The following is a 23016-nucleotide window of genomic DNA, read 5'->3' on the forward strand; positions in this document are numbered from 1 at the left end:
TGAACACCTGTCTAATTATGGGGCTTAACCCGCTTAACGATATAACAGCGGCAGGCAGCCCGAACGGTTGTACAGTCATTTTTCTGCTCAACAAGTAAACAACGGGTAAGGAAATAAAGAGATGTGTAAAGAGATGTGTATTGTTTAACCCTACTGCTGGTCAGATAATTAAACATATCATCTCGAAAGCGGTTGCATAGATTTCGTAAGCTGACTTCTTAATAAAGTGCAGGTGGTAATGATGTACAAAGCGATAGTAGTGGATGACGAACCCTATATGCTGGAAGCCTGGGAAACGCTGATTGACTGGCAGGCGTTCGGCTATCAATTATGCGGGACGGCAAAAGATGGTGAAGAGGCGCTTGCTTTAATTAAAACAAACGAGCCGGATCTGGTTATGACCGACATTCAGATGCCCGTACTGGATGGGATTGAACTCGTACGTGTGATGAAAGAGGAGCTTAGACTGGAAGCCCGGACCGTTATCGTAAGCGGTTATTCGGAATTTACCTATGCGCAGCAAGCGCTGCGATACCAGGTTGATCATTATGTACTCAAGCCTTTAATGCTGAAGGAAATTCACAGCATCCTCACGGAACTGAAGGAGGAGCTGGATAAAGCGCGTTTAGCCAAGGAAGAAGTTAACAGAGAGAGAGCTGCGGTGGAAGCAGCCACAATTTTAAGACTAGCCAAATGCGGCGGAGCTGCTGCTGTTACTGCTGCTGAACGGCTGCTCGGATTAGAGGGGGATTCACAGGTAACCCTGCTAATGGCTGAATCTGCTAATCAGACGAATCGTAGCGGTGATCATTCTGAAGAAGAGGCTCTGTCCATTGCAGTCCGACTCCAACAATATGTTAGTCATGTATTCCAAGACGACAGCATTCGGATGTGGCTGTTCGAAGATGGTCCGGAGCGTGCGGGACTACTGATCGTGAATGAACAGCTGGAGCAGGAGAAATGGGAGACAGCTCTATCACTTGTTGCAGCTGCGCAGCCAGTCTTGCTGGAAGAGCTGACGGTTTATAGCAGCGCGAGTTCTTGCAAGCTGTCAGAATTGCATGAGCTGTACAGCCAAATGTTAGCATCTCGCCGCAATACACAATTTTTCGTGAAATCCGGTCTTCAAGTATGTCGCAAACATGAACAGGATAACTGCAAATTGGTGGACATAACAAGCATTGCTCAAGAGCTGCTTAGTCATATAGAAGCTGGTGATGCTGACCGCATACAGTCGACCGTTGATCGAATGCATGCAAGTTATGAAGGTACGCCATTCATGTACGGCTGGCTGCAAGGAGCTCTTGAGTATCTTTGTGGTGAACTGCTGCGCAGGTATGAGGAGGAGAAAGATGAGTCCTGCTGGCTGCTGAATTGGTGCAAGGAAACGACAGGTACAAAGTACTGGACAAGCGAGCGGCTTAAGGCGAAGTGTATGGAGGTATCGGTGCATGTAAGGCACCGGAATGAACCAGCTCGTGCAGTGGAAAGAATCATTGCTGAAGCAATTACCTACTTGAAAAACCATTACCAGGAAAAGATGCAAATATTAGATGTGGCTGATCTGTTCCATCTGAATCCGGTTTATTTCGGGCAGCAGTTCAAACGTACGACAGGTTCCAGCTTTCATGATTTTATTCACAATCTTCGCATTGACGAAGCGAAAAAGTTGATCAGGAGAACGGATTTGAGGCTTTCCGACATTGCCAGAATGCTCGGCTATCACAGTACGGAATATTTTACCGTCAAATTTAAAGCGCTTACAGGGAAGCTGCCTTCCGCTTACAAAAATGCTTGTCAGAGGTGACCGATATGGACGGCAGAAAGCCTGGGATTATTGGTATTAATGATATCCCGCTGAAATACAAGTTCCTTCTTATTTATCTATTATGTGTGCTGCTTCCCATCGTAACGATTAACCTCTTCTTTTATCAACGGAATTCAGAAGATATTAAGATACGTGAGCAGGACAATTTGCGCAAATCGATAGAACGGGCGTCCGGTGAGCTGCTTGGCATGATTGACGAGAGCGTCGCGCTCAGTCGATCCATTGGCAGCGATGATTCGCTTTATGAGGTACTGGACCGGACTTATGATTCCCCCAGTGATTATTATGAGGTGTACAACGGATTACTGCGGGACCGGCTGACCCGTTATATGTCTGAGAATATTGTGGAGGCTCGTATTTATACAGGTAATCCTACGATTCAGACTGGTGCAAACTATTATGTGATGGACCATTCGGCTGATGAGGATTCCTGGATCAAGCCGCTTCAGCAATCTAATGGCAACATTATAGTAGCGGCCTATTACGAGAGTGCGGGATTTAGTCCTGGCAAACGAATCAGCGTTATTAGCAAGATGAATACGTACACTTCATTTTCAAAGTACCCCAAATATTTACGTATTGACTTAAATGTAGATAAAATTAATCACATTCTTGATCGTGAGCTGGACAGTCTACAGCTTCGTCTGATGGATGGCCGGAACCGGGTAGTTGCTGTTAGTAGTGGACTACAAAGTCCTGATTTGTCTAACCGGGAAGAGCTGCTAATTCAAGAGCCTGTGGCAAGCAGTGACTATACCATTGAACATACGCTGGGAGATGTCAGTTATGCAAAGGGATGGAAGCTCACAGGCATTGCAGATACGCGGCGGATAGACAAGCTGCTGGAGGATGCGCACCGCTCAATCATTTGGCTTGCTGTGATTAGCACGGTACTGCCGTCTTTACTTATATTTATAATTTTCCGTTCCTATCATTATCGGGTGAAGAAGTTATCCAGACATATGCAGAAAGTAAGGAACGAGAAATTCGAGCTCATTGACATTAAGGAAGGCCGAGATGAAATTGGAGGTTTAATTCATACCTTTAATGTCATGACTGGCAAAATTACAACGCTGATTAATGATGTATATAAACTGGAGATTCGCCAGAAGAGTATGGAACTTGAGCAGGTACGGACAGAGCTGTCGATGCTGCAAAGCCAGATGAACCCTCATTTCCTGTTCAATACCTTAAATGCACTGCTGATCGTCTGCATGAAGAAAGGCTATTGCGAGGTAACAGAAATAATCAGTAATCTGTCGCTGTTAATGCGTCAGCTTCTGCGGAGCGCGGATGGTCTTGTGACGCTGGAGGAGGAACTTCAATTCACTACGATGTACCTGCAAATCGAGAAGTTCCGTTTTGGCGATCAGTTCGACTATCATTTTGAGATTGATCCGGAATCACTCTCCATGAAAATCCCAAGAATGAGCATTCAGCCGCTTGTCGAGAATGCTTGTAAGCATGGTTTACAGTTAAGAAAAGGGAACAGACGGATTCATGTTACCTCTAAGGTTAGCGACCGTGCTCTTGAAATCAAGGTAATCGATAATGGAGTCGGAATGGATGAGAGAAAGCTGCAGCAGCTGATGGATAGAGTAAGAAACGATCAGGATATGGAGGGCCATGTCGGTATCCGCAATGTATACCGTAGATTAGAGCTGTTCTACCACGAGCATGTCCGTTTTCTGATCAGCAGTAATCCTGATAACGGAACGGAAGCTGGATTCCACATTCCTTTATCCAAACTTGAGCCTGTAAAGGAATAGAAGGAGGCAAATACATGTATAAAGTACTGCTGGTAGATGACGAACCCATTGCAATTGAAGGCCTTGAGATGCTAATTAATTGGGCAGAGTATGGTTTTCATATTGAAGCCGCTTGTAATAATGGGGAGGATGCGATGAACCATATCCGGAATTACAAGCCGGATCTCGTCGTAACAGATATTCAAATGCCGGTCCTAAATGGACTGGAGCTGATTGAGCAGACTCGCACCATGGGCAATCATTCAACGATGTTCGTTATTACAAGCGGATACAACAATTTCGACTATGCGAAGAGAGCGATTCGTCTTGGTGTTTCGCATTATTTGACAAAGCCTATTAATAGTAAGGAAGCTAATGCGGTACTGCTGCAATTGCAGGAGACGCTTGAGGAGCGGGAACGTCAACACCTAATTAAGGCCAGTGCAGACCGATGCGCAACTAAACGTGCATTATCACGGCTTCTGTTCAACAGAGTGGAGAAAGAGAGATTTGAGGCTAAAGAGCTGCTGCAGAGGGTTGCAGGACAGGTGGATGAATGGATCTGCATGCAGCTTATTGCGGATGCTGAAAGTCTAGGTAATGCGCGTGAGGCAGCCCACCAGTTTTCTGTTCAGCAGGATTTGTGCTACTTGATTGATGGGGATAAGGATGAGCTGGGCCTGATAATCGGACTTCAGACATACGGCGAATCCGCTGACAGGCAAGGGCGCATATACGAGTATGCGGACCGGCTGCTGCAAACCGTGAAGAACAGGGTCCATGGAAAAGTCGGAATAGCGGTCGGCAGCAGCGCCAGCAGCCTGGATGAATTGTTCATGTCCTGGGAGAGCGCTGAGGAAGCCGGCCGTTTTTTATTTTTCAGCGAGACAGAGATTGTTCTCTGTGAAGATATCCAGGTAAGCCGATTCTCCAATGATTCCAGTTTTCTGAAAGCAGCGGATTCAATTATTGAAATGCTGGAGAGTGGCGATGAGGGAGATTTGGAATTATCGATTCATGAGGCCTATTGTAATTTCAAGTCTAACCGAACAATTCCTGAACTAGTCAGTATCTTTTGTACCCAGGTTATGATGCGCTGTGCGGCTGTGTATAAGGAGCTTGGAGGTAATCCAGATGAACTGCTTGTTGGGTTCGGACAGAGGTTAAGTGCTTCAGGAAACGGGAATTTGTATGAAATGGCCGTTGCCTTGACCAGCTTTTGCCTGAAGAGCCAGAAGGCGATTCGGCTGTTACAAGAGAAGAATACGGGCGGAACAGCGGTGAAGGTAGCAGAATTTCTTAATCAGAATTACAGGGATCCATTGACGATCAAAGATATTGCAGAACGCTTTTATATGAATCCGGTCTATCTGGGACAGCTGTTTGCGAAGAAATATGGCAAAGGAATTGTTGATTACATTCATGATCTGCGCATGGAGGAAGCTAAGCAGCAATTAGTCGAAACGGATCAGGCCTTGTATATAATCGGAGAAAAGCTTGGCTACAGCAGCTATCAATATTTTATGAAGCAGTTTGAGAAGCGGGTGCTCATGAAGCCGGCAGATTATAGGAGCCACTATAAAACCACTTAATTATGGGGGTTAAAAATCTAAAGTATGCGTATGTTGCAAGCGTATTCATTTCTTCATAATAAAGAAGCAAGGACATAAGGAATTTAAAGGAGGAGCAATAAAATGGGGGTAATGAAAAGAAAGACGCTGTTAACCACGATGTCGCTTACACTTGCACTTAGCTTGACACTTGCGGGCTGCAGCGGCAGTAATAACAACAATGGCAAAGAATCTCCGACAGCTTCAAGCAATGCATCTGGTTCCGCAAACACGGCAACGGATAAGAAAGAACAAATTACGATTTCGGCCTTTTTGGGTGCACCAAGTCAGGCGCCTACAGCAGACAATCGGATCTACAAGAAGATTCAGGACGAGCTTGGAGTCAAGCTCAATATGGAAATCCTGGTCGGTGACTTACAGCAGAAGCTGGGCGTTATGATTGCTGGCGGCGAATATCCGGACCTGATTACGGCCGATACGAAGCTGGTTGCAGCAAAGGCGGTTATTCCGCTGGAGGATTTGATTGAGCAATATGCACCTAATCTGAAAGCACATTATGCTGATGTATGGAACAAGATGAAGGACTCCAGCGACGGTCATATTTATTGGCTGCCAAACTACGGTGTTCAGCAAGGCGAAGTTCATTCCAACTCCTATTCCGGTCCGGCCTTCTGGATTCAGAAAGATATATTGAAGGAAGCAGGCTACCCAACTCCGAAGACACTTGACGAATATCTTACTCTCATTCGCGATTATGCGGCCAAGCATCCGACAACAAGCGATGGTCAACCTACTATTGGCTTCACAACTCTTGCATTCGACTGGCGGACCTTCGGGCTGCTGAATGCACCTGAGCATCTGACAGGACATCCGAATGACGGTGGTGTTGTGGTCGATAACGGTGTAGCTTCCGTTTTCGCCGATAAGGATACTGCGAAGCGCTACTATAAAGAACTGAACGGCCTTTATAACGAAGGTCTGATGGATAAAGAGGCATTTGTTCAGAACTACGATCAATACCTGGCCAAAATCTCGACCGGCCGCGTACTTGGCATGTTTGACCAGCACTGGAACTTCCAGGCGGGTGAAGATACGCTTGTTTCTCAGAACAAGATCGGTCAAACGTATGTTGGTTTCCCGCTTGTTTATGATGCTAGCACCAAAGATTATTATTGGGATCGTGCTTTGCCTAACTTGAATAACGGTTTTGGCATCAGCAAGGATGCCAAAGATCCGGTTGCAATTATTAAGTTCCTTGATGCCCTTATGAGCGAGGAATGGCAAAAAACGTTGTCATGGGGTGAAGAAGGCGTTGACTATATGGTAGGCGATGATGGAAAGTTCTACCGTACCGAAGAACAACGTAAGCAGCAACAGGATCCTACTTGGAAGCTGGCAAACAAAGCAGAAGCTTTCTACGCGGCATCACCGAAGATGGAAGGCAGCTTCAGTGACGGTAATGCAACAGATGCTGGCAGCCAGCCACAGGAATTCTATGATTCGCTTAAACCGGAAGATAAAGAACTGCTGGACGCTTACAAGTTCAAAACCTGGACAGATTTCTTCTCTTCACCGCCAGAAAACCGGGTTGACTACCCAGCATGGCAGGTCGATCTGATTGACGGCTCGGACGCATCTGTTGCCAACAAGAAGATGACAGATTCATCGCTTAAGTTTTTGCCGAAAGCCATTATGGCGAAGCCTGAGAAGTTCGACGCAGTATGGCAAGAGTATGTCAACGACTATAAGAAAATTAACGTTAAGGCGTACGAAGACCGTATTAACGAGCAACTGCAATGGCGGACTCAGAACTGGACGAGCAAATAAACAGAAAATAGGATGACGTGCCGGAAGTAGAAGCAAGAAGGCTGCTTCCGGCAGTCACTCTATATGAAGGATTGGAACAAGGAGGAGAGAAAGATGGCGAGTACCCCGGAGATAATGACATCAAAGCCGTCTGCGAAAGCCGGCACCAAGTTATCGGTAATGAAACGGATGCGTGGCCAGAAGCAGCTCATGCTGATGTCGCTGCCTATAATGATTTACGTAGTTATTTTCTCTTATTACCCCATTTGGGGCTGGACTATGGCTTTTCAAAATTACAGTCCAGCAAAAAAATTCTCCGAGCAGCAATGGGTAGGTTTCAAGCAATTTATATTTTTGTTCAGTGATGAAACATTCCTGCGGGTTCTCCGCAACACGATTGGTATGAGCGTTATTAATATGGTGTTTGGTTTCGTAACAGCGATTGTATTTGCCATATTGCTTAATGAAATCAAGAACAAGCTGTATAAACGCACCATACAGACCATTTCTTATCTGCCTCACTTCTTATCATGGATCATTGTAACTGGCATTGTTGCCAATACGCTGTCGGTAGATGGCGGGATCGTGAATGATGTACTAATGAAGCTTGGCTTTATTAATGAACCAATTATGTGGCTGAGTAAGCCTCATTATTTCTGGGGAATCGTAGCTGGATCCCATGTATGGAAAGAAGTTGGTTGGAATGCCATTATCTATCTTGCGGCTATTACGTCCATCGATCCTTCCCTGTATGAAGCAGCGGAAATCGACGGGGCTAACCGATATAAGAAAATGATGCATATTACGCTTCCGGGTATCAAATCCATCGTTATTATTTTGCTAATTATGAACCTCGGTTGGATTCTTGAAGCGGGCTTTGAGGTCCAGTACCTGTTAGGTAACGGGGTTGTTATAGACTGGTCGCAGACGATTGATATTTTCGTACTGAAGTATGGTTTGCAGCTCGGAAACTACTCGCTTGCGACAGCAGCAGGCATCTTCAAAACAGCCGTCAGTATTACTCTTATTTTTGCAGCTAATAAAATCGCCCAGCGTTTCGGCGAAGACAGACTGATATAGGAGGGCAATCTGAAATGAAAACAAAGCAGCTTCGAGCAGAACCGATTGTCTTCCATTCGTTTAATACCATTGTCATGATCTTGCTGGCTGTTGTTACCTTATATCCGTTTCTGAATACACTCGCTGTATCCTTTAATGCCGGTAATGATACGATTCGTGGAGGCATTTACTTATGGCCGCGCGTTTGGACACAGCAGAACTACACGGCCGTATTTGCAGGCGGAGCGATCTACCATGCTTTCTGGATCTCAGTAGCAAGAACAGTTATCGCCACGGTGCTCAGCTTATTCCTCACCTCTATGCTGGCCTACACGGTAAGCAGGAAGGAGTACGTGTTCCGCAAGCCGATTACGATCATTATCGTGCTTACGATGTACTTTAATGCAGGACTGATCCCTTCTTACTTCCTAATCAAGGATCTGCATCTCTTAAACAGCTTCTACGTCTATATTATTCCAGGACTGATCAGCGCCTTTAACATGATTGTCATCCGGACTTATATTCAGACTTTGCCGGAGGGACTAATTGAATCGGCGAAGATAGACGGTGCAGGCGATTTCCGTACCTTCATCTCTATTATTTTCCCGCTTTGCCAGCCTGTACTGGCGACAGTCGCACTGTTCGTAGCAGTTGGGCAATGGAATTCTTGGTTTGATACATTCCTGTACGCCTCCTCGAAGGAGAATCTCAGCACTTTGCAATACGAGTTAATGAAGTTGTTATCTTCTTCCATGTTCTCTAACAGCAATGCCGCTGTATCCAGCAGCGGAAGCGCGATGAACGCCGTACAAAACATGGTGACACCTGTGTCGATCCGGGCTGCGATTACGATCGTCTCTGCCTTGCCGATTCTCGTGGTATATCCGTTTATGCAAAAGTATTTCGTTCATGGCATGCAGCTTGGAAGCGTGAAGGAATAGTTTTAACTCGAAATGGCCGTGCGGGTATTACAACCTGCACGGCTTTTTGACTTGAACGCAGCCTGAAATTGCTGTACATTTCAAAGTATTAAAAAGTAAACAACGGGTAACGACATAAAGAGATGTGTATTGTATTATCAGGTGTCAACCAAGATAATGAATATCATACAGCTCGTCGCAGATGCGTCCGAGTGAAAAGGGGTAATCCTGTTGCGGATACCAAGGCCAAGGCCAAACAAGGCTAAGCTTATGCTTACAGCATTTATGTTTCTATCAACCTTAGCTGCATGTGACGAAGAAAACGCTGCCAACCCGCCGAAGGAGAAGGTCAGCAATCCCCCAGTAATAAGCGGTGACCCATCCTTCAGCCGATACGACCCTCCGATTGAGCTTTCCTTTGTAAGAGAAACAGGGGAAGGACTGGATAGCCTAATCAACAGCCTGCCCGGGGAAACCCTGGAGGATAATCGCTGGACCAGGCTGGATGAAGAGGCTCTTGGAATCAAGATCAAGTACGACTGGACAGCCAAAGGAGATTTATACCGTCAGAAGCTTGGCGCCTCTATTGCTTCAGGCAATATTCCGGATGTAGTGGCAGTGGATGCTCAGCAGCTCCGGGAGCTAAGCAATGCAGGACTGATCGAGGATTTGACGGATGTCTATGAACAATACGCTTCTTCCCTTACGAAGAGAGTACTCAGTGAGGAAGGTGATGGTCCATTTGAAACGGCAACGATTGACGGCAAGCTGATGGGCATTCCACAGACAAGTTCCTCCATTGAAGATGCCGACTTGTTATGGATTAGAACAGACTGGCTGAATAGACTAGGGCTGAAACCGCCAACAACGATGCAGGAACTATTGACCATTTCGAAAGCGTTTACAGAGGATGACCCTGATCACAACGGGAAAGACGATACCTTCGGAATTGCGGCAACCAAATATTTGGGAGACCCTGTTATGGGGCTTGTGGATCTTATGGCCGGGTATGATGCATTTCCAAATATATGGATTAAGAATCAGCAGGGCAAACTTGTGTATGGAGGGATCCAGCCTGAGGTCAAAACAGCCTTGAAGGTCATTCAAGATATGTACCGGCAAGGTCAGATTGATCCTGAATTTGCTCTAAAGGACGGAGAGAAAGCTAACAAGCTAATAGCATCAGGGAAGATTGGCATGATCTACGGTGAGCAATGGGCTTCCTTCCTGGTGCAAACTAGCCGTGATAGTAATCCGAACGCAGACTGGCAGGCTTACCCGATCGTGTCTGCTACTGGAGACGCAGCCAAAGTTCCACTTAAATTCAACACGAACACTTACTTCGTGGTCAAGAAAGGTTATGAGCATCCGGAGGCCATCGTCAAGCTGTTTAATCTGCATCTAGAGAAAAACTGGGGACAAACAGCTGAGTATGAAAAGTATTACAACACGACCTATGCAGTATGGCAGCTATCACCGGTTACGCCGTCACCAACCCGCAAAAATCTGGAAGCGTTCCGTCAGATTGAGGCTGCCAACAGGAGCGGGAATAGTAATTTGATGAAGGATGAAGCCAAGTATATTAAAAAGAGAATGGATACTTATTTGTCTGGTAAGGATTCCGGTGAATCAGGCTGGGGCTGGCTGAAAACTTACGGTCCTACGGGAGCTTTCTCTATTATCGATCAATATGAAAAAAATGATCAGCTGCTGTACGAGAGTTTTGTAGGCGCTCCAACAGATACAATGATTGATAAACAGCAGATTCTAAGTGATTTGCGGAATGAAACCTACTTTAATATCATCTTGGGCAGACCTATCAACGAATTCGACCGTTTTGTAGATAACTGGTATAAAATGGGCGGAGACAAAATTACAGATGAGGTTAATCAGTGGTATGCGAAGCGCGAAAGCGGGAAACAGTGAATGCCGGCCAAGAGTGTCCTATATATTCGTAAAATAGATCAACGGAGGTATTCTTTTGTTTAGACTGCCAGCTCATTCATGGCGCAATGCACTGTTTGTCAGGCTGATTATCACGAATCTGATTGTGATCCTGCCGATTATTTTACTAGGAGTTTATTTGTATAACTGGAGTTATACAAATGCGAGCAATGAAATATCGAAAAACACAACTGCCCAGCTTTCCTATTATCTGGAAGACTTGAATCATGAGATAGAATGGCTGGAAATTCAACAATATGATATTTTGCAGGACACGGACATGGTTAAACTAGCGGTTACCTGGGATTTGATGGACAATGCCGACAGGAAAGAAAGCATCGATTATTTGCTCCACCGTTTTACTTCCATTAAAAACAGCAGCTCTTACATTAAAGATATTTATGTGCATGTACGTACCATCCAGAAGACTATCTCATCCAGTAATGGAGTTGACGATTTCAATCAACGCAGCTTTGACTATTTCCGTACAGAAGTGGATAAGAAGCAGGTACGCCTGATCCGATGGGATAATTCGCTTCATTTAAGTGCTGCCAAATATGGCGGCAAGGAAGGAGATCCTTTATTTATTGTTCAGATTGAGCTGGATATGGACAAGCTTAAGGAATCCTTGCAGCAAATCAGTGTCTATCCCGAAAGCGGCTCTTTTCTAATCTCGAATAAAACCGGCTTTACACTAGCCAGCAACGATGGCACATCAGACGCCTTAGAGAGTTATGTATTTGCTGCGCTTCGTTCCAAAGATAATACAATGGTCACGCGGTTAAATAATCGTAATTATCATCTGGATAAAGCCTACTCTGAGCCGCTCGGATTATCTGTCATCACCTATCTGCCTGAATCGGTTGTGAAGAAGCCGCTGAACGGATTTAATAACTGGGCTTGGGTGTTCGCACTGACCTCTTGCTGCGCAGTCGTTATTTATGCTTTATCTACCTATAAGTTTGTTCATAAGCCGCTGCTGCTGCTTGTACAGAGCTTCAGAAAGATGGAAGGAGGTGCATTGGACATTCATATTGACCATGAGCAGAAGGATGAATTCGGCTATTTGTATAACCGGTTCAACCAGATGATTAGGAAGCTGCAGACGCTGATCGACCAAGATTTCAAGCAAACAATGATGATGCAAAAGGCAGAGCTCAAGCAGCTTCAGTCCCAAATTAAACCACACTTTTTGTACAACAGCTTTTTTATTCTGAACTCATTGGCAAAAACAGGGGATTTAGAGCGCGTTGAGCTTTTCACGAATATGCTTGGTGAGTATTATCGGTTTATTACCCGCAACGGCGAGGATAATGTTCACTTATCGGAAGAGACTCGGCATTCCAGAATGTATACCGAAATTCAAAAGCTCCGATTCTCCAGAAGAATTAAGGTAGAATTCGATGAACTGCCTAAGGAGATGGAGCGGATTCGGGTGCCAAGACTGATTATACAGCCGATAATCGAAAACGCTTATGAGCATAGTCTCGAGAAAATGACAGATGAAGGCTTGCTCCGTGTATCTTTCGCTATGGATCAAGAGGAAGCAAGAATTGTGATTGAGAATAACGGCGATAATCCGATCAGCGATACTCAGATTGAAGCCCTTCAAGCAAGATTAAACAGCAGAGGAGAATCCGGTGAAATGACCGGCATGATCAACATCCATCGGCGTATTATGTTGACCTATGGAGAAGACAGCGGTCTGTCTCTGTCCAGAAGCGAGTTAAATGGCCTGAAGGTTGAGATTAGAATCAGGCTGAAAGGGGCCGGTGACATTGTATAGACTGCTGATAGTTGATGATGAAGATATTATTACGGACTCACTGTACGAGGTTTTTCACCGGCTGATCCCAGAGAAGCTGGATGTCTGCAAAGCCTATTCAGCCAAGGAAGCTTTGCAGTGGATGTCACGGACAAGGATAGATATCGTCCTGACTGATATTAGCATGCCAGGGATGAATGGTCTCGAGCTTTCCGATGAAATTCAAGCCTTCTGGCCCAGATGTAAAGTCATCTTCCTGACGGGATTCAGTGAGTTTGACTATGCCTATAAAGCGATTCAAATGCCGAAGGTCAGATATTTGCTGAAGACAGAGGGCTACGATAAGGTTACGGCAACGGTGCAAGAAGTGATTCAGGAGATTGAGCATGAGAATCAGATGAGCAAAATGCTGGAGCAGTCGCGGGAGCAGCTCTATGCCCTAGAACAGATGGCACAAGGAGATTACATCCGTCACTTGCTTCAGGAAAGCTTAAATCTAGAAGAGACTCGGCTGATAGATGAATTCCGTAAAATGAACATCGGCCTTAATCCGGAATTGCCTGTGCTTCTGGTCATCGGACATTTATGTTATCCGGATGGTACTACTTATATAGAAAAAAGCAGCTTGCTTACAAACGCAAGAATGATCTGGAATTCGTATTTGTCGGAGAAAACAAGGCATATCGGTATCCTAGATAAACAGGGTGATCCCTTATGGCTGCTTCAGCCTTCCGAGTCTGTCGATGAGAAGTTCTACAATCATCTAGTCCGTTATTTGGAAGGCACGCTGGAATTGATTCAAGAGACTTGCCTGCAATCTCTTGGACTGCCAATTGCCTTTACGATAAGCGGCACTCCCTGCGCCTGGAATGCGATGAACCGGCAGTACGAACGGCTCCGTCAGTTGCAGTTAATGAAGATTGATGGAGATGGAATGACCATTATTCTGACAGACCGCGGCGAGCAGTTAGAGGACTCCATAGAGCAGCTTCAAAGGAAAGAGGAGTGGCAAATCTCCTCTAAAGCAGAGATGCTTGCTGCATTTCTGGAAGCAGGCAAAGCAGACAAATTTGGGGAAATATTCGAAGAATTAAGCAAGAGCATGCTGCAGGTTAACAGTCCTGTCAAACGAACCATTGAAGTGTATTATTCTATTGCCCTGGTTCTGCTCTCTTATATCAACCGTTCGGGGCTATGCCGTGAGATTCATGATTACAGCAAGCTGATGCGCTTGGATGAGCACTCTTCAATGAAAGAGGCAGTTTACTACTTGAAGCAGGTCAGTGATCAGCTGTTTCAAGTGAAAAGCTCAGAGAAGAAGGAAAACACATCCAGCGTCATTGGTAACATATGTGAGTATATCAATGAACATTTAAGCGAAGATCTGTCGCTTGTCCGGCTGGCAGAGATCAATTATTTCAATCCGTCTTATTTGTCCCGGTTTTTCAAACAGGAGTGCGGCGTCAATTTATCTGAATTCATAGATAATTGTCGTGTGAGAAGAGCAAAGGAGCTGCTGAAAGAGGATGACCTGAAGGTGCGGGAGGTTGCCGCTCTGGTTGGCTATGAGGCTGCCCACTCCTTTACAAGATTTTTTAAGAAGGCTACCGGCATGACACCGCAGGAATATCGGGACGCACTTACTCAAACTTGATCATATCCCATCATTCGAAACGAATCAGCTTATGCTTACGATGCAAGAATCATCACGAATCGTCTAATCCTGACCATTTGTGTGATTATACTTTTAAGGAGGAATTACTAATGGAAGAATTACAGGTTAAATTGACCAGCGCAGTAGGTAAAATATCGCCTCAAGGCAATCCGCTTGTCTCGCACAAGTTTGGAGCAGACCCATACGCTCTTGTATATGATGGACGTGTCTATCTGTATACGACAAATGACGTGCTGGAATACAGCGAGGATGGCGCCGTGAAGGATAATACATACGGAAACATTAACAAGATCGGTGTTATTTCCTCTGCGGATCTAGTGAACTGGACGGATCATGGCATTATTAATGTTGCAGGTCCAGATGGAGCGGCTAAATGGGCGACACAATCCTGGGCGCCTGCTATCGCTCATAAGGTCATTAATGGACAAGACAAGTTCTTCCTTTATTTTGCGAATAATGCAAGTGGAATAGGTGTACTCGAGGGAGACAGTCCAACAGGCCCTTGGAAGGATCCAATTGGTAAAGCGCTGATATTAAGATCGACACCTGGAGTTGAGAAGGTTACCTGGTTATTTGATCCGGCCGTGCTCGTGGACGATGATGGCAAGGCTTATATCTACTTTGGCGGAGGAGTGCCGGAAGGCAAGGATGAAAGACCGGATACAGCACGAGTCATGCAGCTCGGTGAAGATATGACCAGCGTAGTGGGCGAAGCACAGGTTATCTCGGCTCCGTTTATGTTCGAGGATGCAGGCATCAACAAATATAACGGCACTTATTACTATACGTATTGCTCAAACTTCTATAACGGCGTTCGTCCGGAGGGAAGCCCTCCAGCAGGAGAGATCGCCTATATGACCAGTGACAATCCAATGGGACCATGGACATATCGGGGAACGATTCTAAAAAATCCGGGGCATTTCTTCGGAGTAGGCGGCAACAACCATCACGTCATTTTCGCGTTTAAGGATGCCTGGTATATTGCCTATCATGCTCAGACTTTATCAAAAGCGATGGGGGTTCCGAAGGGTTATCGTTCCACGCATCTGAATGAGGTCAAATTCCAGGATGCCGACCAGTCCATTCAAGAAATTACGGCTAATTACGAAGGTGTTTCGCAAATGCAATCTTTCAATCCATTTGAGCGCGTAGAAGCGGCAACGATTGGATGGAGTGCTGGAATTGCAACGGAGGCTTCTTCTGACGGCAGTGTGGCTGTAACAGATATTGACAGTGGCGATTGGCTCGCATTGTCCAAGGTTGATTTTGACAGCAACGGCGCTTCCGGGTTTTCTGCATCTGTATCGGAATCAAGCTCGGCTGCAGTTATTGAGCTGCGGTTGGATGCGGCAGATGGCCAGTTAATTGGGACCTTGCAGATTCCTGCTGCAAAGATGGAGGCAGCTGAATATCACACTGAGGTAACTGGTGCCAATGGTATTCATGATTTGTACTTACTGTTCAAGGGCAAGCCTGGCAGCAAGCTGTTCAAGCTGCATAGCTGGCAGTTCAGCCAATAAGTATGGTTTTGTGAAGCAGAGGATCGCGGCAAGAAAGAGCCGCGGTCTTTTTTGCAGGCCGGAAAGGATACGGATGTTGATTATGAAGCAGATTCGAATCTTTGATACCTTTAACAGTAGTCAGTTGATTTGCACCTACAGCGGTTATAAACCTGCCAATAGGCATAAGTGGGGGCCGGGCGTACGTGATATTTATGCTTTGCACTTCATTGTAAGCGGGAAGGGAACGCTGGAGACGCATAATCAGCGGTATCTGTTAACAGCAGGCGACAGCTTCATGATCTTTCCGCAAACGGAGATTCACTACTATCCGGATCCGGAGGATCCTTGGGAGTATGTATGGATTGAGTTTAAGGGGGATGAAGCGAAGCGTTTAGTGGCGATGACGGAGCTTGAGCCGGATAAGCCAGTAGTCACTGTATGTAAGGTTGATTTAAAGCCGTATTTCCCTGTGGTGCCAGGTGCTGAAGCGAGACCTTTTGAGAAGATGAGAACAGAGGCGCAATTACGTTTACTGCTCTCTTATTATGTGGAATTTTATCCAAGAGAATCTCCTTCGATCAATTACGTCCAGCTGGCGAAGGAATATATCATGATTAATTATTGGCGGACAACCTTAACCGTATCAGATATTGTCCATGCTGTCAGCCTGGAGCGCAGCTACCTGTTCCGCCTGTTCAAGGAAGCGGAAGGGATGTCTATATCAAGCTATTTGACTGCATACCGGATTGAACGAGCCTGCGAGCTGCTGAGGTCACCTGGATTGTCCATCAAGTCGGTCGCATGTTCGGTAGGTTACAAAGATCAGCTCTACTTTTCCAAGATATTTAAGAAAGCAGCGTCATATACGCCATCTGAATATATGACGCTGCATAGCCAAGACACGAATGCTTTAGCGGAAGAGGACGCAGTTGCCGGATTCCCGGAAATATCGAATTAGCTTCTCGATAGGCTCACGTCCGCAGTCTAGTTTGACCCCCAAACAATCAATGCATAAAAAGTGCTGAGCTGTTCTGGAGACAAGCTTCATATAGATCGCTCTGTCATCTGCCTGAAGGGGAGCCTGACAGGCCTTGCAGTCTTTACTATTCATCTTTATTTGACAAGCTTCGCCCGTACAATCAGGCAGTCATGTGCCGGCACAACGGGAGCGAACCGTTCCTTGAACACGCCAAGCTCCTTATGCTCCCAGCAGTCGTACATAGATAAGGAGAACCCGGAAGCGTAGGGAAGGCCGATATCCCAGAATTGCAGCGACAACTCTCGTTGACTATCGCTCAGATTAAAGAAGCCGATCGCTACGTCACCGTCTGTAAGTACTTTTACCAGCATAAAGACATCCTCAGCATGGAACCATTGCGGCTCTGGCTTGATCCGGTAAGCCCCACGGCTCTCGATATCTTGATTAATGGCGATTAAATCCGGGTTCAACAGTATATCTTTTGTCGCTTGATTAGCCGTACGGATATCGCAGCCGATCATGAGCGGAGAACCCATTAAGCTCCATAATGAGAAATGAGTTTTGTATTCATTGTCGTTGCAGCCGCCTATCTTACTGCCAATAAACGAGTTATTGCTGCCTCCATACATGCCAACAACGAGCATATCCATATCGTTATGACAGAAGGATCCGGTGTAGCATTCTTTGTCCAGCTGAGAGAGAGCAAGATTTTTGATAGAGTCCCAATGATCCTGAATATCGCCTGTTGACCGATACATATGGGCACCGGACTCACGTATCCACTGATAGACATTGTCCTCGCCCCAATTGCAGGCAGAGAAGAGGATTTCTCGTCCGCTGTTTTTCAGGGCAAGACTCATTCGTTTGTACAACAGTTCACCAGAGATATGCCGGGGCTTGAAGCAGTAATCGTACTTCAAATAATCGACGCCCCATTCGGCGAATAATTGAGCATCTTGAAATTCATGCTCAAAGCTGCCGGGATAACCCGCGCAAGTATGGGTGCCAACGCAGGAGTACATGCCGAATTTCAAGCCTTTCGAATGAATATAATCGGCGAGTGCTTTCATTCCGCTCGGAAACTTGGCAGGATCTGCAATAAGATTCCCTTGCTGGTCACGTTGTTTCAAGCTCCAGCAATCATCAATGACGATGTATTCATACCCTGCGTCCTTATAGCCCTCCGTTACGAATAGATCGGCAACATCACGAATTAACTGTTCGTTGATGTCCCAGGTGAAGGTATTCCAAGAATTCCATCCCAAGGCGGGAGTAAGGCCAAGCTGCTTGTCCACTAGTCATACATCCTTTCTTATGCCGAGAATTAAGAGTTTAATGAAAAGAGCTGTTTGTATTACAACATAAGCGTGCCTTATCAGCCTATAGCCTAATGATGCTTTTATATGGATTGTTGTTGTTTCTGATACAGCTATCATTCTAAAAGCTATTAACCTATAACTTGGCAGGTAATAAATCCGCAATCCAGCAGGTTGCTGGAGCCGTCGGCTAGAGCTACACTGTCCTTGTTGCGCCAATAAACAAGGGATAGCAATACCTTGATGAATGGAGAGGGAACTGCACATGAGCAGCATTGTTATAACGAACCCTATTATTTGGGCGGATGTACCTGATATTGATATGATTCGCGTAGAAGATACCTTTTATATGGTTAGCACTAGTATGCATTCGATGCCAGGGTGTCCGATTATGAAGTCTAATAATCTGAAGGATTGGGAGATCGTAAATTATGTTTTTGATACGATCGAAGATAATGATGCCCACAATCTATCAGACGGTAAAGGCATTTATGGGCAAGGCTCATGGGCTTCCAGCCTGCGCTATCATAACGGAACCTATTATGTATGCTTCTCCTGCAATGATAGTCAGCAGTTCTATATTTACCGGACGCTGGATATCCAGCACGGCACATGGGAGCGCTCGGTTATTAATGGGCTTCTGCATGATCCTGGACTACTGTTTGATGAAGATCGTGTCTTTGTATTCAGCGGCAACGGGAATATCTATATTACCGAATTAACAGCTGACGCTTCCGAGATCAAGCCTGACGGAATCCGTCAGCTATTAATTGAAGGGGAGCGTGAAGGCATGGGGCTGCGGATAGAGGGCTGCCATGCTTATAAGCTGAACGGTTATTATTATTTATTCTTCATAGATTGGCCGCGAACCGGTCATGGACGCCGCCGAGAGCTGTGTTACCGTTCGAAGGAGCTTCTTGGACCTTATGAACATAAAGTCATTCTCGATGATGATCTTGGCTATCACAACAAGGGAGTTGCGCAAGGCGGTATAATCGATACGCCTATTGGTGAATGGTTTACCTTCTTATTTCAGGATCATGATGCTGTTGGCCGGATTCCATGCGTGCTGCCGATGTCCTGGGAGGATGGCTGGCCGGTTATCGTAAATGATGGTAAAGCGCCAATCTCCTTCGAAGCAAATCTTCCGGAATCGGTTTCCAAGCCGATTGTCATCAGCGATGAATTCGACTATCAAGAGAACAAACTCGCTCTGAACTGGCAATGGAACCATAATCCCGACAACAAGCGGTGGTCAGTTACAGCCCGGCCGGGTTATCTGCGTCTGGAGACTAGTCAAATCACTGATCGTGTCGTGCTTGCCCGTAATACGTTGACCCAGCGGACGGAAGGTCCGGCATGCAGCGGGAAAACGGTATTTGATTTGTCCTATATGAAAGCTGGTGATCATGCTGGTCTTGTCGCCCTGCAAAGCGGATATGGTACGGTTGGCGTTCAAGCAGAGGATAACGGCGAACGTTATGTCGTAATGGGGATTAATCGTGGCGACGGCGGTATGGAAACGGTGGAAAAGCACCGGTACGAAGAAAGCCAAATTCATGTGAAAATTAATTTTGATTTCCGCGACAGCATTGATCTTGCCTATTTCTATTATTCAACTGACGGATTGGAGTGGACGCAGATCGGCCGTCCTCTGCAGATGAGATACACACTGGATCATTTTATGGGCTACCGGATTGGTCTGTATAACTATGCCACGAAGCAACCCGGTGGCTATGTCGACTTCGATTATTTCCGTTACAGCAAGTCAATTGAAGAAAAGGGGATATGATTCATGACATCAGATCAAAAACAGCTGCAAACAGAGGTTTCGTTAGCTAAAGCCTTCCAGGATGATTTTCTTATTGGAGCAGCAGTAAATAAACGGACAATCGTCAGTCAGAGTGATCTTTTGAAGGAGCATTATAACAGCTTAACCGCAGAGAACGAGATGAAGTTCGAAAGCCTGCATCCGGAGGAGCATCGTTATACCTTTGAGGAGGCTGACCGGATTGCGGGGTTCGCGCGCGAGAACGGCATGAAGCTGAGAGGACATACGCTTGTATGGCATAATCAAACGCCAGACTGGGTATTTGACGATGGCAATGGCGGGAAGGCTGGTCGTGACTTGCTTCTTGACCGAATGAAGTCACATATTGAGACTGTAGTATCGCGTTACAAGGATACGATCTATTGCTGGGATGTTGTGAACGAAGCGGTAACGGATGAGGGAGCAGAATGGATGCGTCCAACCAAATGGCTGCATGGCATTGGTGAGGATTACATCGAGCAGGCTTTCAGGTTTGCACATGAGGCCGATCCGCAAGCGCTGTTATTTTACAACGATTACAATGAGTGTAATCCCGGCAAACGTGAGAAAATCTACTTCATGGTCAAATCACTGCTGGAAAAAGGTGTTCCTGTTCACGGGATCGGACTTCAGGCGCATTGGAATCTGTATGATCCATCTCTCGGCCAAATACGTGAAGCCATTGAGCGTTATGCCTCACTAGGCGTAAAGCTGCAAATGACGGAGATGGATGTGTCTATGTTTGCTTTTGACGATAGACGGACGGATCTGACGGAGCCTACGTCGGAAATGATGCGTCTGCAGGAAGTAAGATACAAGCAGTTCTTCGAACTGTTCCGGGAATATAAAGAGGTCCTGACCAGCGTAACCTTCTGGGGGGCGGCAGATGATTATACCTGGCTGGATCATTTCCCTGTTAGAGGCAGGAAAAACTGGCCGCTCTTATTCGATACCGATCAGCGTCCGAAGGATGCGGTCAAAACCATCATCGGACAATAACAAATAGAGAGAAACGCGTTCCCTACGGGAGCGCGTTTTTTCGAATTCTAAGAATTTATAAGTTTCATTCTATAAACAGGGCTTAGAATTCTCCGGAATGAAACGCGCCCCGCTGCCAAGGACGGCGAAGCCGTTTCACCTTGTGTGAAAGCTGCCAGCGGTCATCCGGTTATTTCTATAGCTTGGCGGGTGTTCTACCAAAGAGCGACAGGTTGTTGCCTCTTTCTGTAAGCACTACACTTTTTAAGAAAGCAATTGCGGGGGTGTTGGCCATTAGGAAACAACGCATAGAGGAAAGGGAAATAGCTGTGCTGGCACTGGAGGAAGAGCAAATAGAAGCAGGTGGTCAGGCGCTTCTTACGGCAACGGGGATTAAGCGGGTATTCGGAAAAGGTAATACCGCTGTTACCGCGTTGTCTGATATTGAGCTTGATGTACCTGCCGGCTCGATGGTTGCCCTGAAAGGGCGGTCGGGCTCGGGCAAGACAACATTGCTCAATATTTTAAGTGCGTTGGATGAGCCGACAGAAGGCCAGGTTTTTTTTCGTGGTAAGGAAATTACCGGATTATCTGGTAAGGCGAGGAATGCATTGCGGCGTAAAGAGATCGGGCTGGTGTTCCAATCCTTTGGTTTGATCCCGCTGATGTCTGCTTACGAGAATGTTGAGTTCGGTCTTCGCATTGCGGGGACACCGGTCAAGGGCAACCGTGAAGCTGCGGAACGGGCGCTTGAACGGGTAGGAATGCGCGAGCGGATGAAGCATCGTCCAATGGAGCTGTCGGGTGGTGAGCAGCAGCGCGTGGCTATAGCCCGTGCAATTGCACATGAACCGGCGCTGCTAATTGCTGACGAGCCAACTGCTGAGTTGGACAGTCGAATGGGTCTGCAGGTGATGCGGGTATTCAGGGATCTAGTCAGACATGCCGGTATGACCATTCTTCTTACTACCCATGACCCGGGAATGATGGAGCTCGTTGATTATGTTATTGCATTGGAGGATGGGAAAATTGTTTCCAAAACAGCGAATCAATTCTAATTGGAAGTCGTTTGCAAAGCGGACTGCGGTCGTGGCATTCACAGCGATTGCCTTGTCCGGCTGCTCGCTTCTTCCCCGTGAGGAAGCGGCACTGCAGCCCCCACTAATTCAGCCGGTTCAGGAAAAGCTGGATCTGGTTGCTGTAACCCGAGGCAATATACAAACCTCACTGAAGGGCACGGCAACCTTTGTCTCCTCGAATGTGAAGACGCTGTCATTTATCGAATCAGGCGGACAGCTGAAATCCGTTAACGTTAAGCTTGGACAAGAGGTAAAGGCCGGTGAACTATTGGCTGAGCTGGAGACAGAGGATCTGGCACTGCAGGTTCGACTGCAAAAGCTAAGCGTAGAGCGAGTGCAGCTTCTGTATAAAGAAGCCGTGCAGGGCGGAGTGTCCGGGACGGAGAAACGGCTGAAAGAAATTGACCTTGAAAGGGAACAAATATCGCTGCAGGCGATGGAAGGCAAGCTTAACAAGTCGCAGCTGTACTCGCCAATCTCGGGAACGGTTATATACGTCGATTCTATTAAAACTGGCGACCGTGTAAATGCCTATCAAACGATTGTAACGGTAGCTGACCCTTCCAGCATGCAGCTGACTTATGTGGCATCGGATGCCAAAGATGTTCTTGGTATTGAAGCTGGCATGCCCATCAGCTTGAAGTATAAGGGGAAGGACTACACTGGTAAGGTGCTGCAGTCTCCATCGAGTGCACCTGTCAGTACAGATCAGTCAAAGGCTGACAGCAATGCTATAACAATCGTAATGGGGATAGATCATCCGCCGGAAGGGATTCAAATCGGCCATAGCGCCGACATGATGATTGATCTTCAGAAGCGGGAAAATGTCATCGTGCTGCCGCGGAAAGCGATCCGCTCCTATATGGGACGCAATTATGTGCAAATTGCAGACGGTGAACGTAAAAAAGAAGTCGATGTTGAAGTTGGCCTGACGACGCCAACTGAAGTGGAGATTGTAAAAGGCCTGGAGGAAGGACAACAGGTTATTCTAAACAACTGACGGTACTATGAAAGCCCGGGTGACAGGGCGCAAGAA

Annotated in this window: 16 protein-coding genes; 15 read left to right on the plus strand and 1 reads right to left on the minus strand. The window is 46.3% G+C overall.

The annotated features are described in order from the left end of the window. The first annotated feature begins 238 nt into the window (after positions 1 to 238). The 11 genes from FHS17_RS06055 (at position 239) to FHS17_RS06105 (ending at position 16776) form a co-directional block, all read left to right on the plus strand. Positions 239 to 1807, plus strand: a complete 1569-nt coding sequence (locus tag FHS17_RS06055) for a response regulator transcription factor (protein ID WP_167276644.1) — start codon at positions 239 to 241, stop codon at positions 1805 to 1807. 5 nt (positions 1808 to 1812) lie between these two features. After that, positions 1813 to 3597: a sensor histidine kinase gene (locus FHS17_RS06060; RefSeq protein ID WP_167276646.1), complete on the plus strand. Its 1785-nt coding sequence runs from the start codon at positions 1813 to 1815 to the stop codon at positions 3595 to 3597. Positions 3598 to 3611: 14 nt separating this feature from the next. Further along, positions 3612 to 5168, plus strand: a complete 1557-nt coding sequence (locus FHS17_RS06065) for a response regulator transcription factor (RefSeq protein WP_167276650.1) — start codon at positions 3612 to 3614, stop codon at positions 5166 to 5168. Between the two features lie 102 nt (positions 5169 to 5270). Beyond that, positions 5271 to 6974, plus strand: coding sequence for an ABC transporter substrate-binding protein (locus FHS17_RS06070; protein ID WP_208420249.1), 1704 nt, complete (start codon positions 5271 to 5273; stop codon positions 6972 to 6974). Between the two features lie 93 nt (positions 6975 to 7067). Then, entirely contained in the window at positions 7068 to 8033 is a 966-nt protein-coding gene (locus FHS17_RS06075; protein ID WP_167276654.1) for an ABC transporter permease, read from the plus strand. Positions 8034 to 8047: 14 nt separating this feature from the next. Further along, positions 8048 to 8953, plus strand: coding sequence for a carbohydrate ABC transporter permease (locus FHS17_RS06080; RefSeq protein WP_167276658.1), 906 nt, complete (start codon positions 8048 to 8050; stop codon positions 8951 to 8953). Between the two features lie 249 nt (positions 8954 to 9202). Continuing rightward, positions 9203 to 10858 carry an extracellular solute-binding protein gene (locus FHS17_RS06085; protein ID WP_167278157.1) on the plus strand — a complete coding sequence of 552 codons (1656 nt, stop codon included), beginning with the start codon at positions 9203 to 9205 and terminating at the stop codon, positions 10856 to 10858. A gap of 55 nt (positions 10859 to 10913) precedes the next feature. Continuing rightward, positions 10914 to 12662 carry a sensor histidine kinase gene (locus FHS17_RS06090; protein ID WP_167276661.1) on the plus strand — a complete coding sequence of 583 codons (1749 nt, stop codon included), beginning with the start codon at positions 10914 to 10916 and terminating at the stop codon, positions 12660 to 12662. Then, positions 12655 to 14295, plus strand: coding sequence for a response regulator transcription factor (locus FHS17_RS06095; RefSeq protein ID WP_167276664.1), 1641 nt, complete (start codon positions 12655 to 12657; stop codon positions 14293 to 14295). The genes FHS17_RS06090 and FHS17_RS06095 overlap by 8 nt, the downstream gene beginning before the upstream one ends. Positions 14296 to 14405: 110 nt before the next feature. Further along, on the plus strand, positions 14406 to 15836 hold the full coding sequence (locus tag FHS17_RS06100) for a glycoside hydrolase family 43 protein (protein ID WP_167276667.1): 1431 nt from the start codon (positions 14406 to 14408) through the stop codon (positions 15834 to 15836). Positions 15837 to 15918: 82 nt separating this feature from the next. Further along, positions 15919 to 16776 carry an AraC family transcriptional regulator gene (locus FHS17_RS06105; protein WP_167276670.1) on the plus strand — a complete coding sequence of 286 codons (858 nt, stop codon included), beginning with the start codon at positions 15919 to 15921 and terminating at the stop codon, positions 16774 to 16776. A 155-nt stretch (positions 16777 to 16931) separates the two neighbouring features. On the opposite strand, the gene FHS17_RS06110 is transcribed toward FHS17_RS06105, so the two are convergent. Then, positions 16932 to 18092: an alpha-galactosidase gene (locus FHS17_RS06110; protein WP_167276673.1), complete on the minus strand. Its 1161-nt coding sequence runs from the start codon at positions 18090 to 18092 to the stop codon at positions 16932 to 16934. A 286-nt stretch (positions 18093 to 18378) separates the two neighbouring features. Between FHS17_RS06110 and FHS17_RS06115 the strand changes: the two genes are divergently transcribed. The 4 genes from FHS17_RS06115 to FHS17_RS06130 all read left to right on the plus strand — a co-directional run bounded on the left by FHS17_RS06115 (position 18379) and on the right by FHS17_RS06130 (position 22980). Then, positions 18379 to 19905 carry a glycoside hydrolase family 43 protein gene (locus FHS17_RS06115; protein ID WP_167276677.1) on the plus strand — a complete coding sequence of 509 codons (1527 nt, stop codon included), beginning with the start codon at positions 18379 to 18381 and terminating at the stop codon, positions 19903 to 19905. Positions 19906 to 19908: 3 nt separating this feature from the next. Beyond that, complete coding sequence (locus FHS17_RS06120; RefSeq protein ID WP_167276680.1) at positions 19909 to 20922, plus strand: endo-1,4-beta-xylanase; 1014 nt, start codon at positions 19909 to 19911, stop codon at positions 20920 to 20922. A gap of 311 nt (positions 20923 to 21233) precedes the next feature. Further along, positions 21234 to 21959, plus strand: coding sequence for an ABC transporter ATP-binding protein (locus tag FHS17_RS06125; protein WP_243865256.1), 726 nt, complete (start codon positions 21234 to 21236; stop codon positions 21957 to 21959). Next, positions 21922 to 22980 (plus strand): efflux RND transporter periplasmic adaptor subunit, encoded by a 1059-nt coding sequence (locus FHS17_RS06130; protein WP_243865220.1) that lies wholly within the window; start codon positions 21922 to 21924, stop codon positions 22978 to 22980. Before FHS17_RS06125 ends, FHS17_RS06130 begins: the two co-directional genes overlap by 38 nt. Positions 22981 to 23016 lie beyond the last annotated feature (36 nt).

Origin of the sequence: Paenibacillus lupini (assembly GCF_011761355.1) — a bacterium.
GTDB classification, from domain to species: domain Bacteria; phylum Bacillota; class Bacilli; order Paenibacillales; family Paenibacillaceae; genus Pristimantibacillus; species Pristimantibacillus lupini.

What these genes read in the sequence shown, in the direction of transcription:
- FHS17_RS06105 (WP_167276670.1), top strand. Translation starts at nt 15,919, where the DNA reads ATGAAGCAGATTCGAATCTTTGATACCTTTAACAGTAGTCAGTTGATT.
- FHS17_RS06120 (WP_167276680.1), top strand. Translation starts at nt 19,909, where the DNA reads ATGACATCAGATCAAAAACAGCTGCAAACAGAGGTTTCGTTAGCTAAA.
- FHS17_RS06075 (WP_167276654.1), top strand. Translation starts at nt 7,068, where the DNA reads ATGGCGAGTACCCCGGAGATAATGACATCAAAGCCGTCTGCGAAAGCC.
- FHS17_RS06055 (WP_167276644.1), top strand. Translation starts at nt 239, where the DNA reads ATGATGTACAAAGCGATAGTAGTGGATGACGAACCCTATATGCTGGAA.
- FHS17_RS06070 (WP_208420249.1), top strand. Translation starts at nt 5,271, where the DNA reads ATGGGGGTAATGAAAAGAAAGACGCTGTTAACCACGATGTCGCTTACA.
- FHS17_RS06130 (WP_243865220.1), top strand. Translation starts at nt 21,922, where the DNA reads ATGGGAAAATTGTTTCCAAAACAGCGAATCAATTCTAATTGGAAGTCG.
- FHS17_RS06115 (WP_167276677.1), top strand. Translation starts at nt 18,379, where the DNA reads ATGAGCAGCATTGTTATAACGAACCCTATTATTTGGGCGGATGTACCT.
- FHS17_RS06080 (WP_167276658.1), top strand. Translation starts at nt 8,048, where the DNA reads ATGAAAACAAAGCAGCTTCGAGCAGAACCGATTGTCTTCCATTCGTTT.
- FHS17_RS06100 (WP_167276667.1), top strand. Translation starts at nt 14,406, where the DNA reads ATGGAAGAATTACAGGTTAAATTGACCAGCGCAGTAGGTAAAATATCG.
- FHS17_RS06085 (WP_167278157.1), top strand. Translation starts at nt 9,203, where the DNA reads ATGCTTACAGCATTTATGTTTCTATCAACCTTAGCTGCATGTGACGAA.
- FHS17_RS06060 (WP_167276646.1), top strand. Translation starts at nt 1,813, where the DNA reads ATGGACGGCAGAAAGCCTGGGATTATTGGTATTAATGATATCCCGCTG.
- FHS17_RS06065 (WP_167276650.1), top strand. Translation starts at nt 3,612, where the DNA reads ATGTATAAAGTACTGCTGGTAGATGACGAACCCATTGCAATTGAAGGC.